The 12959-nt window shown below is 70.6% G+C and carries 13 protein-coding genes; 4 read left to right on the top strand and 9 right to left on the bottom strand.

The window, feature by feature from the left end; genetic code table 11:
* Positions 1-179: 179 nt before the first annotated feature.
* Both F4554_RS28815 and F4554_RS28810 read left to right on the top strand, forming a co-directional pair.
* The gene (locus F4554_RS28815) at positions 180-2777 is read left to right on the top strand and encodes a polysaccharide lyase family 8 super-sandwich domain-containing protein (RefSeq protein ID WP_179790756.1); all 2598 of its coding nucleotides are present in this window, start codon (positions 180-182) and stop codon (positions 2775-2777) included.
* A 154-nt stretch (positions 2778-2931) separates the two neighbouring features.
* Positions 2932-3336 (top strand): VOC family protein, encoded by a 405-nt coding sequence (locus tag F4554_RS28810; protein ID WP_179790755.1) that lies wholly within the window; start codon positions 2932-2934, stop codon positions 3334-3336.
* A 92-nt stretch (positions 3337-3428) separates the two neighbouring features.
* Here F4554_RS28810 and F4554_RS28805 read toward each other — a convergent pair whose 3' ends face one another.
* From F4554_RS28805 to F4554_RS28795, 3 genes are all read right to left on the bottom strand, one after another.
* The gene (locus F4554_RS28805) at positions 3429-3827 is read right to left on the bottom strand and encodes a DUF2089 domain-containing protein (protein ID WP_179790754.1); all 399 of its coding nucleotides are present in this window, start codon (positions 3825-3827) and stop codon (positions 3429-3431) included.
* A gap of 4 nt (positions 3828-3831) precedes the next feature.
* A complete protein-coding gene (locus F4554_RS28800; protein ID WP_179790753.1) occupies positions 3832-4599 on the bottom strand; it encodes a hypothetical protein in 768 nt (255 codons plus the stop codon).
* A gap of 83 nt (positions 4600-4682) precedes the next feature.
* On the bottom strand, positions 4683-5888 hold the full coding sequence (locus F4554_RS28795; RefSeq protein WP_179790752.1) for an FAD-dependent monooxygenase: 1206 nt from the start codon (positions 5886-5888) through the stop codon (positions 4683-4685).
* Positions 5889-6002: 114 nt separating this feature from the next.
* Here F4554_RS28795 and F4554_RS28790 point away from each other — a divergent pair, with 114 nt between their 5' ends.
* Positions 6003-6602, top strand: coding sequence for a TetR/AcrR family transcriptional regulator (locus tag F4554_RS28790; protein WP_179790751.1), 600 nt, complete (start codon positions 6003-6005; stop codon positions 6600-6602).
* A 12-nt stretch (positions 6603-6614) separates the two neighbouring features.
* Here the strand turns inward: F4554_RS28790 and F4554_RS28785 are convergent, their stop codons facing one another.
* A complete protein-coding gene (locus F4554_RS28785) occupies positions 6615-7391 on the bottom strand; it encodes an SAM-dependent methyltransferase (protein WP_179790750.1) in 777 nt (258 codons plus the stop codon).
* Positions 7392-7483: 92 nt separating this feature from the next.
* Here F4554_RS28785 and F4554_RS28780 point away from each other — a divergent pair, with 92 nt between their 5' ends.
* The gene (locus F4554_RS28780; protein WP_202889499.1) at positions 7484-8797 is read left to right on the top strand and encodes a sulfatase-like hydrolase/transferase; all 1314 of its coding nucleotides are present in this window, start codon (positions 7484-7486) and stop codon (positions 8795-8797) included.
* 20 nt (positions 8798-8817) lie between these two features.
* On the opposite strand, the gene F4554_RS28775 is transcribed toward F4554_RS28780, so the two are convergent.
* The 5 genes from F4554_RS28775 to F4554_RS28755 form a co-directional block, all read right to left on the bottom strand.
* Entirely contained in the window at positions 8818-9813 is a 996-nt protein-coding gene (locus F4554_RS28775) for a phosphotransferase (RefSeq protein WP_179790748.1), read from the bottom strand.
* Positions 9813-10451: an SRPBCC family protein gene (locus tag F4554_RS28770; RefSeq protein WP_337796239.1), complete on the bottom strand. Its 639-nt coding sequence runs from the start codon at positions 10449-10451 to the stop codon at positions 9813-9815. Before F4554_RS28770 ends, F4554_RS28775 begins: the two co-directional genes overlap by 1 nt.
* Positions 10452-10645: 194 nt before the next feature.
* Positions 10646-11350 carry a class I SAM-dependent methyltransferase gene (locus tag F4554_RS28765; protein WP_179790747.1) on the bottom strand — a complete coding sequence of 235 codons (705 nt, stop codon included), beginning with the start codon at positions 11348-11350 and terminating at the stop codon, positions 10646-10648.
* Positions 11343-11798, bottom strand: coding sequence for a nitroreductase/quinone reductase family protein (locus F4554_RS28760; protein ID WP_179790746.1), 456 nt, complete (start codon positions 11796-11798; stop codon positions 11343-11345). Before F4554_RS28760 ends, F4554_RS28765 begins: the two co-directional genes overlap by 8 nt.
* A gap of 115 nt (positions 11799-11913) precedes the next feature.
* Positions 11914-12939, bottom strand: coding sequence for a trypsin-like peptidase domain-containing protein (locus F4554_RS28755; protein WP_179790745.1), 1026 nt, complete (start codon positions 12937-12939; stop codon positions 11914-11916).
* Between the last annotated feature and the right edge of the window lie 20 nt (positions 12940-12959).

The raw sequence follows: 12959 nt of genomic DNA, 5'->3' as shown, positions 1-12959 counted from the left end.
GCTGACCCCCGGCGACCGTCCCCACCGGGTCGGCCGGGCGGCGGACCATGATCGGCAGTGCTTACTCTGCGCCGTGCCGGTGGTGCATACTGTGGCGGCATCACCTCGTAACGCCAGATCCGCGTCGCTGTTCCGCCGCCGCTTGGTCGTCGCTCTGCCGCCGCCGTCGAGGAGTGCCCATGGGGATCAGCCGTCGTCAGTTGTTGTCGCTCCTGCCGACCGCCGGGCTGGCGACGACCATCACGCCGGGGCGTGCGCAGGTGCAGCCGACCGTCATCGGTCAGGTGGCCGCCTCGGGTGGCCAGGGAGACGCCGTGGACGCCGACGCCGCCCGACTGCTCGCCAACACCGTCGCGATCCTCGCCGGCGATCCCGAGGCCGACGAGCGGCCGGAAGTGGCCGCCAAGCTCGCCGGCATCGACAAGACCGCGCGCACCTGGCTGGCCGCGATGAAGGACACCGACCCTCCGGGCGGCGAACTGTTCACCGGGATCCCGCTGGGGACCAGTGACCCCAACCTCACCGTGTCGTTCCAGCACCTGTACGAGATCGCGCTCGCCACCAGCGTCCCGGGTGGGCCGGCGTCGGACCTGCACGGCAACACCGCGGTGCGACGCCGGGTGCTCGACGGCCTGGCGTGGCTGCACGACCACTACTACGGCGACCAGGCGCAGGGCTACTACGGCAACTGGTTCAACTGGGAGATCGGCATCTCCACCCACGTCAGCAGGACGCTGGTGCTGCTGGCCGACGAGGTGCACGACTACCGCCCCGACCTCGCACGGACGTACGTCGCGTCGATGGACGCCTACCTGCGCAACGGCAAGGACGGCGACGTCGACCTCGACTCCCGGTTCCACACCGGCGCCAACCTCGCCGACATCACCACCAACCGCATCCTGCAGGGCGCGGTGGTCGGCGACGAGGCCCGGGTCGGCAAGGCGCTCGCGGACCAGTTGACGGTCTTCGCCACCGTGGATCCGTACCACCTCGAGCACGGCGTGACCGACGGGTACTACGCCGACGGATCGTTCATCCAGCACGACTCGGTCGCCTACACCGGTTCCTATGGCAAGGGCCTGTTGACACGGGTCGTACAGACCCTGAAGATCCTCGACGGCACGAGCTACGTGCGCGGCGACGACCTCGTGTCGGTGGTCGACGGCTGGGTGCGCGACGGCTTTGCCCCGTTGATCTTCGAGGGCTGGATGATGGAGGTGGTCAAGGGCCGCGCGGTCTCCCGGACCACCACCGGGTACGCCGACGTGGCCGTGGTCGTCGAGGCGGTCGTCGACCTGTCGAGCGTCGCCGAAGGCGCCGCGGCAGCGGCGTTGAAGAGCTACGTGAAGTTCATCCGCGAGACGTCGCGGGCCACGCTCGACCCGACCCGGTTCGTCTCACCGGTCAGCATCGCGAGGTACGCCGACATCGTCGCGGATGACACCATCCCGGCGCGGGATCTCAACCCCGCTTCGCGAAGTGTGGCGTTCAACGCGATGGACCGGCACGTCCACCTGCGCCCCGGCTACGCGTTCGCGCTCGCCCGCAGCTCCGAGCGGATCAGCAAGTACGAATACATGAGCGGTGAGAACCTCCTGCCGTGGTTCCAGGGTGACGGCGCCTACTACCTCTACCTGTCCGGCCAGGACCAGGCCCAGGCGTACGGCATCGACTACTTCACCACCGTGTCGCCGTACGCGCTGGCGGGGGTCACCTCACCGGTCGAGCGGCGGCGGACGATACCCGAGCTGTACGGAACGCCGTACTACGACAACCCCGACCACCCGCTCAACTTCACCTCGTCGTCGGAGTCGCAGAACACCTACGTCTACTTCCCGCGCGGCACGAACCGGCACTCCGGCGGCGCGATCCTGGGCGCCTTCGGTGCGGCCGCGATGATCCAGTCCGACGACGTCGCCTACGCGGCCAAGCAGAAGGGCCTGCTGCCGGACGACTTCGTGGTCTACCAGAACGCCACCGCGCACAAGTCGTGGTTCATGCTGGACGAGGAGGTCGTCGTCCTGGCGGCGGGGGTCGGCGACCCGTCCGGCCGGGCGGTCCTCACCACGGTGGACTCCCGGACCGCCGCGCCGACGGACACGATCACGATCAGCGGTGTGCGGCGCGACGGAAGCGCATGGGCGGGTACGGGCACCGCCGACCTTTCCTGGTTGCGATACGCCAACGCCGACCAGGGCACCTCGGTCGGCTACGTCTTCCTCGACACCACCGGACCGGTGCGCGTCGCGACCGAGCAGGTCACCCGCAGCCGCCGGGTCGTGCGTACCGCGAATCCCGACACCGCGATCACCAGGTCGGTGTTCGGCGTCCACCTGGACCACGCGCCCGGAGTCGCGCCTTCGTCGCTGGCGTACGCGCTGGTTCCGAACGCGACCGAACGCCAGTTGGGTTCCTACGGCGAGGGCCGGGTCGTCGTGGCGGCGAACACCACGCAGGTACAGGCCGTCCGGCACACCGGGCTCGGGCTGACCGCGGTCAACACCTTCGGCCCGGACCTGCACAACGTCGCGGGTGTGCGGGTCGACGGCCCGGCGTCGGTGCTGGTGCAGCGGCGGCGCGACGGGCGGACCGAGGCCGCCGTCGCCGACCCCACCACGGACCGGGAGACGATCTCGGTGGTCCTGCGCGGACGGCCGCTGACCCCGGTCGCGCCGGCGGAAGGTGTTCGGGTGAGTGCGGTCGCGGGTGGCACCCGGCTGGACGTCGACACCCACCAGCTGTACGGGCGCAGCCGTACGGTCACGCTGGGGCTGTGAGCGCCGAGCTCGGCGTACTCCGCTAGGGGTACTCCGCGATCGATGGATAGGACTTGACTTATATAAGGCCAGGGTGAAACGCTCGGTCGCAACATTGTTCGACGTTGCCAGACGTTGTCGGACTCCGTGCGACCTTGGAGGAGAGCAGCTCGCCATGATCGTCAGTACGCAGAAGATCACGACGTTCCTCATGTTCACCGGGCAGGCCGAGGAGGCGATGACCTTCTACACCTCGCTGTTCCCCGACTCCGAGGTGCGGTCCGTGACCCGCTACGGCGCGGACGGCCAGGGTGCCGAGGGGAGCGTGCAGCACGCGACCTTCACGTTGGCGGGGCAGGAGCTCATGTGCATCGACAGCCCGGTCGAGCACGCGTTCGGGTTCACGCCCTCGGTCTCGTTGTTCGTGACCTGCGAGACCGAGGCGGAGCTCGAGCGGCTGTTCGCCACGCTGTCGGAGAAGGGGCAGACCCTGATGCCGCTGGGCGGGTACGGATTCAGCACGAGGTTCGGCTGGGTGAACGACCGGTTCGGCGTCTCCTGGCAGCTCAACCTGCCGTAGCCCTCGCGGGTCCGGGAGGGACGGGGTGAGCGTCTTTCCCTTCAGCAGAAAGGGAAAGGCGCTCCGACCGGCTGCCCACTTCGAAACCCGCTTCAGCCGGCGCCCTGGGTGAGTTCGGCCATGGCGTCGTCGACGTCGACGTCGCCTCGCGCCACGGCGTCCAGTAGTTGGCGCCGCCTGGTCTGCCGGTCGACCGGTGGCGCGGTGGCCACGCCGAGCGCGGTGAGGAGCTCGTCCAGCCGGGCGCGTGCGGTCGGATAGCTCACGCCCAGGTGGCGTTCGAGCTCCTTGGTGTTGCCGCGGGCGGCGAGGAACACCCGCAGCAGGTCCCGCTGGGCGTCGTCGAGGGCGCAGAACTCGCAGTGCCTGAAGTGCCCGCGGACCTCGGTGTCGCAGCGTTCGCAGTGCAGCCCCGAGACGGACAACGGTGCCTGGCAGGTGGGGCAGGCGCTGGGCGGCGTGTGCTGGGTGTGAGGGGTATGTGTGGTCATCGGCTCAGCCCACCTTGACCGAGACCTCGGCGAGGTTGCCGTCGATGTCCAGGTGCGCGGTGCCCTTGCCGAGCACGTACTCGCCCCGGCCGGCCTTCTCCAGGAGTTGGTCCATGTCGTACTCCGCCGGGCACCGCACGACGACGCGTACGTCGGAGTCGGGGGCGAGAACCACGGTGACGTTACCGGCGTTCGCTTCGATGTGGGACGTGCCTTCGGTCAGCTCGGTCTCCAGCCGGACGTCGCCGACGTTGAAGTTGCCGTGGAAGGACCCGCGAAGTCCGCGTACCAGAGCGTCGCCGCCGTTGAGCTCCAGGTGCAGCTGAGCGTTTGCCGGTACGACGAGGAGGGTGTCGTCGCCGACCTGGCCCTCCACGTGCACGTTGTCACCGTCGCGTTCGATCGAGCCGCGGTACGGACCCTCGAACCAGACGTCGTCGGCTTCCCGGTCACCGGCGACCTCGATCGTCCCGGCGGCGTTCAGGCTGACGTGGACCGTGAGCGTCTCGGAGGCGGTCCGCCCGCCGACCGGCTCTACGGGCTCGGCGGGCTCGGCCGGCTCGGCGGGCTCGGCCGGCTCGACCGGCTCAACCGGCTCGGCGGGGTCGACCGGCTCGAGGCCGGCGGGGGGCGGTGGTGGGATCGGTGCCGGGTTGGTCTGGCCCGGCCGCTGACCCGGGTCCAGGGCCGCCAGCTCACGCTCGGCGTCCTCGGCCGAGATCTCGCCCCGGGCCACCTTCTCCAGAATTGATCTCTGCTGTGCGATGGTCATGGCAGGTAGTAAAGCGTGAATTTCCAGATTGTCAACCAACCGCCTCGTCAACTTGCCAGCTTGTCGACCGGCCCTGGCTGCGGCTACGGACGCGCGGGGTCCCGGTTGGGGTCGGTGCTCAACTCGGCGAGGTTCATCGCCACCGCCTGGCGGGCGGCCGGGATCCGGTCGAGTACGCGCAGCCCCGCGTTGCGGAGCTTCTGCAGCGGGACGCTCCGCACCGTGGCCACGCGCGTCATCTGGTCGGTGAGCGACAGCACCCCGGTGGCGACCGGCCGGCGTTCGGCCTCGTACGCGTCGAGCTCCGCCTGACGTGACTCGTCCTCGATCAGTGCGCTCAGGTGACGGGTCAGGGCGACGGCGTCCTGGATGCCGGTGTTCATGCCCTGCCCGCCGGCCGGGCTGTGCACGTGGGCGGCGTCACCGGCCAGGACCAGCCGGCCCGCGTGGTAGCGGTCGGCCAGCCGGTGGTGCACGTGGAACCGCGAACCCCACACCACGTCCCGTACGTGCGCCGGAGTCCGCAGCGGACCGCGCGTGTTCAGGAGGGCCTGGAGGTCGTCCCGGGTGGGGTGCTCCGGTGTGACGTCGACGGTGGCGACCACCCGGTGCCGCCCGCCCGGCAGCGGCGCGACGACCATCAGCCCGGCGGTGGCGAAGAAGAGCTGGATCTCGTCGGCGGGCAGTTCCCAGTCCAGGTGGACGTCGGCCAGCATGAACGACCCGGCGTAGGCGGTGCCGGGGAAGCCGATGCCGGCCTGCGCGCGCACAGTGCTGTGCATGCCGTCCGTACCCACGACGTACTGAGCACGGACGGTCCGGCCGTCGGCCATGGTGGCGAGGGCGTGGTCGGAGAGCTGCTTGACGTCGACGACCTGGTGTTCGTAGTGCACCTGGCCCCCGAGCTGGTGCAGCCGGTCGGTCAGCACGCGTTCGGTGACGTCCTGCGGGCACATCAGCGTGTACGGGTGGGCGCTCGGGAGCCCGCGGAAGTCCACCGACAGCAGAGCGCGATCGTGGTCGCGGACGGTGAACCGGGGCACGATCAGGCCGCGCCGCAGCAACTCGTCGTTGACGCCGAGATCGGTCAGCACCTCGAGGGTGCGGGCGTGGATCACCGCCGCCCGCGAGGTGTCCGCGGGCCCGGACTGCTGGTCGACGACGGTCGTGTCCACGCCGCGAATCCGCAGGGCGACGGCCAGGGTCTGGCCGACCGGTCCGCCGCCGACGACGAGGACCTGGGTGGAGGTGGGTAGCGGGACGTTGGTGGGGTTGTGAAGCGAGTTCACGGTTGCCTCCGGGGAGTCCGGCACAAGTCCAACGGTTGTTTGCCAACGCTTGTTGACTACACGGTAGCCCGGCTAGGCTGGCTTGCCAACACCTGTTGGCCTACCTTTGTGGGCATGCCGTTCACCACACGCTCGGACCAGACCCGGGAGACGATCCTGCGGGCCGCCCGCCGCCGTTTCGCGACGGAGGGATACGAACGCACGACCATCCGGGCCGTGGCCGCGGATGCGGGGATCGACCCGTCGATGGTGATGCGTTACTACGGGTCCAAGGACGGCCTGTTCGCGATGGCGGCGGAGATCGACCTGCGGCTGCCCGACCTGTCCGAAGGTCCCCGGAAGTCCGCGGGTGAGCGGTTCGTCCGCCACTTCTTCGAACGCTGGGAGGGCGACCTCGCCGACGACGTCCTGGTGGTGGCGTTCCGGTCCGGGGCGACCAACGAGGCGGCCGCGGTGAGGCTGCGTGAGGTGTTCGGCGGCCAGGTTCAGGTGGCGATGGGCCGGGTGGTGGCCGACCCGGAGGAGGCGCCGGCGCGCGCCGCGCTGGTGACGTCACAACTGCTGGGAATCGCCCTGTGCCGTTACGTTCTCAAGTTGCCGCCGATGGTGGCGATGGACACCGAGACGCTGGTGGCCTCGGTCGCACCCACGGTGCAGCGCTACCTCACCGGCCCGTTGCCGGGTACGAAGACCGGCTCCTCGCGGACCTCGTGACCCGAACCGTCCTCAGACCGCGTTCCTGCGCGCGGTCAGCAACGCGAAGGTCAGGAACTCACCGCCGTCGGCTTCCAGCATGGCGTTCACGCTCTCGACCACGGCCCGGTCGGTGCCCGTGGCGCGCGTCGAGACAGCGCGACCCCACGCCAGCCAGTCGTTCCACCCCCTCGGCTGCGGCCGGGCCGAGGTGACGGTGACGAGTTCGGTGATCTCCCACTGGAAGCGCCACCAGTCCGCGGTGTGCCAGGCGAGTGCCTCCCAGCCCACGCACGCCCTGATGTGTGGCGGGATCGCGCCGAGGTCGCGGACCTCCCGGGTCATGGCGGGAGTGGCGACCCCGAACTGCCCACCAGGCTTGAGGAAACCGATGATGTACGCGAGATAGTTGTCGGCCGTACCGAAGTACTCGTACGCGTCGACACACACGATGGCGTCGAAGGACTCGGCCTCGAAGGGCAGCGCGTGCGCCTCCGCCTGGACCGCGTGCACCCGGTCCGCGACGCCGGCCGCGGTGAAGACCGCCGTCGCCGTCTCCGGTGCGATCCGCAGGTCGGCCGCGACCACCTCGACGCCGAACTCGCGGGCCAGGAACACCGACGTCGCGCCCTTCCCTGAGCCGAGGTCGAGCACCTTCATCCCGGGACGGAGGTCCAGGTCGCGGGCCAGATCCTCCAGCAACCACAGGGGATGCGGTCCCATGTCGAGGTCCAGCAACCATGCTGGGTCGTACTTCGCGGACAGCGGATAGTCGGCCGGGCGTACGAGCGCGTCGAGTTCGGTTGTCATCGGCACGTACCCAAGCAGGTCCTCCCGGCCATCGCCATCGATTATCGGCCCGTCAGAATGTGCGGGTACTGCCACGGCTTCGAGGGGTGAATGTGCCGAACACCACGAGTCCCAACGTCGTCGTCATCTACGCGGACGATCTCGGGTGGGGAGACGTCGGCTGCTTCGGGGCGGACGACCTGGAGACCCCGGTGCTCGACCGCCTGTGCGCCTCCGGTGTCCGGCTGCCGCAGTGGTACTCCAACTCACCGGTCTGTTCTCCCTCGCGGGCCTCGCTCCTGACCGGGAAGTACCCCGCCCACGCCGGCGTCGAGACGATCCTCGGAGGCACGCGCCGCACCCGGGGCCTTCCCCACCAGGAGACGCTGGCCGGCCAACTCCGCCGCCGCGGCTATCGGACCGGCATCTTCGGCAAGTGGCACCTCGGGGTGGCGGAGGAGTTCAGTCCCGCGCACCACGGATTCGACGAGAGTTTCGGGTTCCGCGCGGGCTGCGTCGACTACTACTCGCACATCTTCTACTGGGGCGGCCACAATCCCGTGCACGACCTCTGGGAGGGCGACGAGGAGGTGTGGCTCAACGGCGACTACCTCACCACCGTGATCGGCGAGCGGGCGGCCCGGTTCGTCGCGCGAGACGACGATCGGCCCTTCTTCTGCTACGTGCCGTTCAACGCGCCCCACTATCCGCTGCACGCGCCGGCGGAGTACCTGGACCGGTTCGCCCACCTCCCCGAAGGCCGCAGAACGATGGCCGCCATGGTCGCGGCGATGGACGACGCGATCGGGCTGATCATCGACGCGCTGGAGGAGCACGGCCTGCGCGAGAACACCCTGGTCTTCTTCTCCTCCGACAACGGTCCCTCCAGGGAGAGCCGGAACTGGCTCGACGGCGAGGAGGTCTCCTACGACGGCGGGTCCACCGGTGGGCTCCGGGGCGCGAAGGGGTCCGTACTCGAAGGGGGAGTTGCCGTACCCGCGATCGTGTCGTGGCCGGGCCAACTGCCGGCCGGAGTCGACTACCCGGGCGTCGGGCTGATGATGGACCTGCTCCCGACGATCCTCGAAGCCGTCGACGGCGCACCTGCCGAACTCACCGACGTCGACGGCCGCTCGCTCCTTGCGGGGTTGCGGAAACCCGGCGCACCCGCCGACCTCGACGAGCGTGCGGTGTTCTGGACGTACGACGGACAGTGGGCGGTGCGCCGCGGACGGTTCAAGCGGGTCCATCACGCTCGCGAAGGAATGACGCCGCCCTATGTCGTCGAACGTGCTCTGTTCGATCTCGCCGAGGACAGAGCGGAGCAGTTCGACGTCTCGGATCGGTTCCCGGAGGCCGCCGACGAACTGGACCGTGCCCTGGCGGGCTTCCAGGAGCAGCACAGGAGTTGGAGCGGTGCTGCCTAGGGTCTGTCCTGCGACAGACCCTAGGAGATGGCCGGGTTCTGCCGTAGTTCGCGCCAGTGCCGGTTGAACGGAACGAACGGCCCGGGCCGGACGAACTGCCGTACCCGGTCGTTGCCGCGCAGGTAGATCTCCTCGGGCAGCCAGGTGGAGTGCACGTCGTCGACCGTGCGGATGTCGGCGGCCAGGTCGAGGTCGTCGATCGCGAGCGGGCTCACCGAGCGGTAGCCGTCGACGAAGGCGGAGCACAGGTCGGGCGCGAGAAGCAACGAATAGTGGAGCGCCCGCAGGATCTCCTCGGGCGGCCACCGCACCTCGGCCTTGTCCCAGTCGATCACCGCGACCACCCGTACATCGGCGGCGGTGGCTTCGGAGAAGAACACGTTGGTCTCCTGGTAGTCGCCGTGGGTCAGCCGGGCCGCACCCGCCGGCGCCTCGGGCAGCGCGAGCCGGGCGCCATCCGACGCGAGCCAGGTCATCTTGCTGCGCAGCCGGTCCAGCGCCCAGGCGTCGCACTGGTCGGCGGTGTGTTCGCGGTCCCGGCGTTCGATCAGCGCGACGAGATCCCCCATCCGCCGCAAGGACTCCTCCGGCGTGGGCGTCGGTTGGTTCTTCGCGGTCGGAGGATGCGGCATGTCGGCCAGCACGCGGTGGATGCTGGCCAGTGTCGCTCCCATCGCCCGGGCGTGATCCGGGCCTAGGCGTTTCCTCTCCACCTGCTCGCCGTCGGCGTACGTGAACAACGAGAACCACCGGCCGCCGTGACCGACGACGAGTTCGCCGTCCGGGGTGGGGATGGCGGCGGGCACCGGCACGCCGCCCGCGCGGGCGTGCGCGACGACCTCGTGCTCCCACTCGACCTGGCTGCGGTCGGTGCGGCGGTGGCGACGGAGTACGACCCGGCGGCGCGCGGTGGTGACGACGTAGGTGTCGTTCATCGTGCCGGACTCGGTGCGCTCGATCGTGCCGACGGGTTCGAGTCCCCAGCGGTCGAGGACCAGGTGGAGCTCGGCCGTCACTACAGCGGTTGTCCGGTGTAGAAGGCGGTGGTGCGGGCGGCCGCCTCCGCCGCGGTCGCCTCGTCCTCGCCGTTGGCGGCGTTGGCCGCGCCCCACCGCTCACTCGACGACGCGATGAACTTCCGGCCCTCCTCCGACAGCGGCCAGGCGGCCGCCTCCGCCGGGTCGAGGTCACCGGCTCCCGACAGGTGCGTGGCCAGGCCGAGCAGGGCGAGGTCCCAGCCGACGCCCACGGCGCCCGGCCCGAACTGCTTCCAGCGTCCAGGGTCGACGTGGGCCGCATGCTCGAGGTCGAGCCGCGTCCGCCCGGGCTCCTCCTCGGTCAACCGGACCTCCAGCCAGGTGACCTCCTCGGCGGACTCCCAGGTGGCCGCCAGGTGCGACGGCGGCGCACACGCGAGAATCTCACCCGTGGCGTTCCCCTCGAGGTGGTAGCGCCCGCCGACCCGAAGGTCGCCGGTGACCGGAAGGAACCAGCGGGGGAGCCGCTCGGGATTGGTGAGCGCGTCCCACACGTCGTCGACCGCGCCGTCGTAGGTCTGGCTCACGGCCACCACCCGGGTGGGAAGGCCGTCGCGCTCTCCGCTGCGGACGGTGCGGCCGACCGCGCCGAGATGGTGGGTCACGTCGTCGATCACGGCGCCTCCTTCGACTCCTGCTGCGGGACGTATCACCGACCGCTCAGCCTGCCAGGCGGCACTGTATCGGCCAAGCCGATCCTTCGCTTGTCGGCCAGAACCCGACAGCCCGCCGTGTGCCGGGGTTGTGCCCGGCGCCCGCGGCTCGGGCCGGTTCGCCTGCCCCACAAGGGACAACCGGCCGTGTTGGCTGGTCAGGTCCGGCCATCTCCTGCCGCTGAACTGAACTCGGCCCGCCACCGGCCCGGGTCGTCGGCGTCGTTGCGAAGGCGCTCGATGCGTACCGGCCGAAGATCTCCCGTCGCGAACGCGTCGATCTCGGCTCGGCTCAACGGCCACGGCGGGCCCTGGACGCGACCGGCGTCATCGTCCCCGGCGACCTGGATCACGAGCAGCGTCCCGCCCGGTGCCACCAGCGGCCCGATCCGGGCGATGGCGTCGGCCCGCGGCGGGTCGGGAAGCGCCTGGACGTTCATGCTTTCCACCACCAGGTCGTACGCACCCACCCAGTCGGCCGGCGGGTCCAGCAGGTCGGCGGTGACGTAGCTGACCGGTGAGGTCGGGTGCCGGCGCCGCGCCTCCTCGACGGCCGTCGAGGACACGTCGAACGCGACGGTGTCGTAGCCCAGTCGCGCGAGGAACTCCGCGTCCCGCCCGAAGCCGCAGCCCACCACCAGCGCACGCCGCCCCGCCCCGGCCAGGCGCCGCTCCTGCGCCCAGTCCGCCAGCAGCGGGTGCGGGGTGCCGCGGTCCCAGGGGATCGCGGGTCCCTCGCCCGGCTCTGAGCCCCCGGCGCTCGCCGTCTCGGCGTACAACCGCTCGAACCAGCCGATCGGGTCGTGCGCGGTGAGTGACTCGGCGGCCAGCCGGCGTACGCGTTCCTCGGGGGGTTCAGGCATCGGCGTCGGCTGTGGGTTCGAGAACGACAACTGGAATCCTCCGGGTCGTGCGGGTCTGGTAGTTCGCGTATCCCTGGTAGGCGGCGACGATCCGCGGCCACAAAGCCGCGCGCTCCTCGTCATCGGCGATCCGCGCCCGCATCGTACGAGTGGCACCGAGGCCGGTGACGCGGACGGTGGGGTGGGCGCGCAGGTTGTGGAACCACGCCGGGTCGCGGTCGTCGCCGCCGAACGACGCCACCAGAACCAGCCGGTCGCCGTCGACGACGGGGACGGTCAGCATGGTGGAGCGCTCCTGGCCGGAGCGGCGCCCGACGGTGATCAGCTCGATGACCGGCATGCCGAGCGCACGGCCGAGGACCCGCCCCTTCGTGGCGGTGAAGACGGCCCGGTGGGCGCCGGTGCTCAGGCGGTGGAAGGTGTCCTTGGCCGCCGTACGGGTCCTCATCGCGACGCCTTTCTCAGCCAGGCCGGATCTCAGCTGGTGGCGGGACTGCTCAGCTGGTGGTCGGACGGAAGAACGACCGCGACCCCACCGGTGTTCCGGCACGCGGGAGTTCGGGTCACTTCGGCCCGTACTGCGCCACCATCGTGCGGACGAGCTTCTCGGCGTCGTTGATCGGGATGGCGAAGCCGACGCCGATGGATCTGCCGCTGGTTCCCTCGAAGACGGCGGAGGTGATGCCGATCACCGTCTCGGACTGGTCGACGAGCGGACCGCCGGAGTTGCCCGGGCTGAGCGCGGCGTCGGTCTGGATCGCGCGGTAGGTGACTGGCGGGCCCTGGCCGGCCAGCCCCAGGCTCGGACCGGCCACCCGCACCAGCCGGTCCAGGGCACTGACGATGCCGAAACTCGCCGTGCCCTGCAGGCCGGACGGCGCGCCCATCGCGATCACCGGGTCGCCCACGGCCAGCTGATCGGAGTTCCCCAGTGGTGCCGGGACGAGGCCGCTGGCGTTGGTGACCCGGATGACGGCGAGGTCGGCCTTCGGGTCCGCGCCGATCAACGTGGCCGGTTGGACGGGGCCGGACGTGGCCGCGGTGCCGGTCTGCACGGTGATCCGGCCGGCGGGGGACGCGCCGGAGATGACGTGGAAGTTGGTCAGGACCAACCCGTTGGAGGTGAGGACGGTTCCGCTGCCGATGGAGTGGCCGCCGAGAGAGGACGTACGCACCTCGACCACGGCCGGGCCGATCCGTTGCACGATCCGCGGCAACCCCTCGGCCAGCACGACCGGCCGGCCCGGCGGCTGGGCAGGGGGAGTGCTGAGCCCGGACACGGTCGCCGCGCCCACGGCCCCGCCGGCCACGCCGCCGAGCACGGCCGCGAGGACGACAAGGACGGCGACGTGTGCTCGGGCCCAGGTGAGGAAGGTGCCGTCGCCCTGATCGGGCCGCTGTGCGGGGCCGGGCTGCCCGTCACCGCGCGCCGACGTGCCCGCCCGGCCGGCCGCACCGGGTGGGGTGGTTTCCGCACCCCTCGGCCTGCGTGCCTCCGGAACCCATAGTTCGCGGCGATTGTCCGGTGGTTGCTCACTTCGCGGAGCGTCGGCAGGGCGTGCGGAAGGCCTGTTGCGCCACCTCCACACCCTGCAAGTATCCCCGCCTT

The organism is Actinopolymorpha rutila, from assembly GCF_013407855.1.
GTDB lineage: Bacteria > Actinomycetota > Actinomycetes > Propionibacteriales > Actinopolymorphaceae > Actinopolymorpha > Actinopolymorpha rutila.
This window is presented reverse-complemented; position numbering and strand designations above follow the sequence as displayed.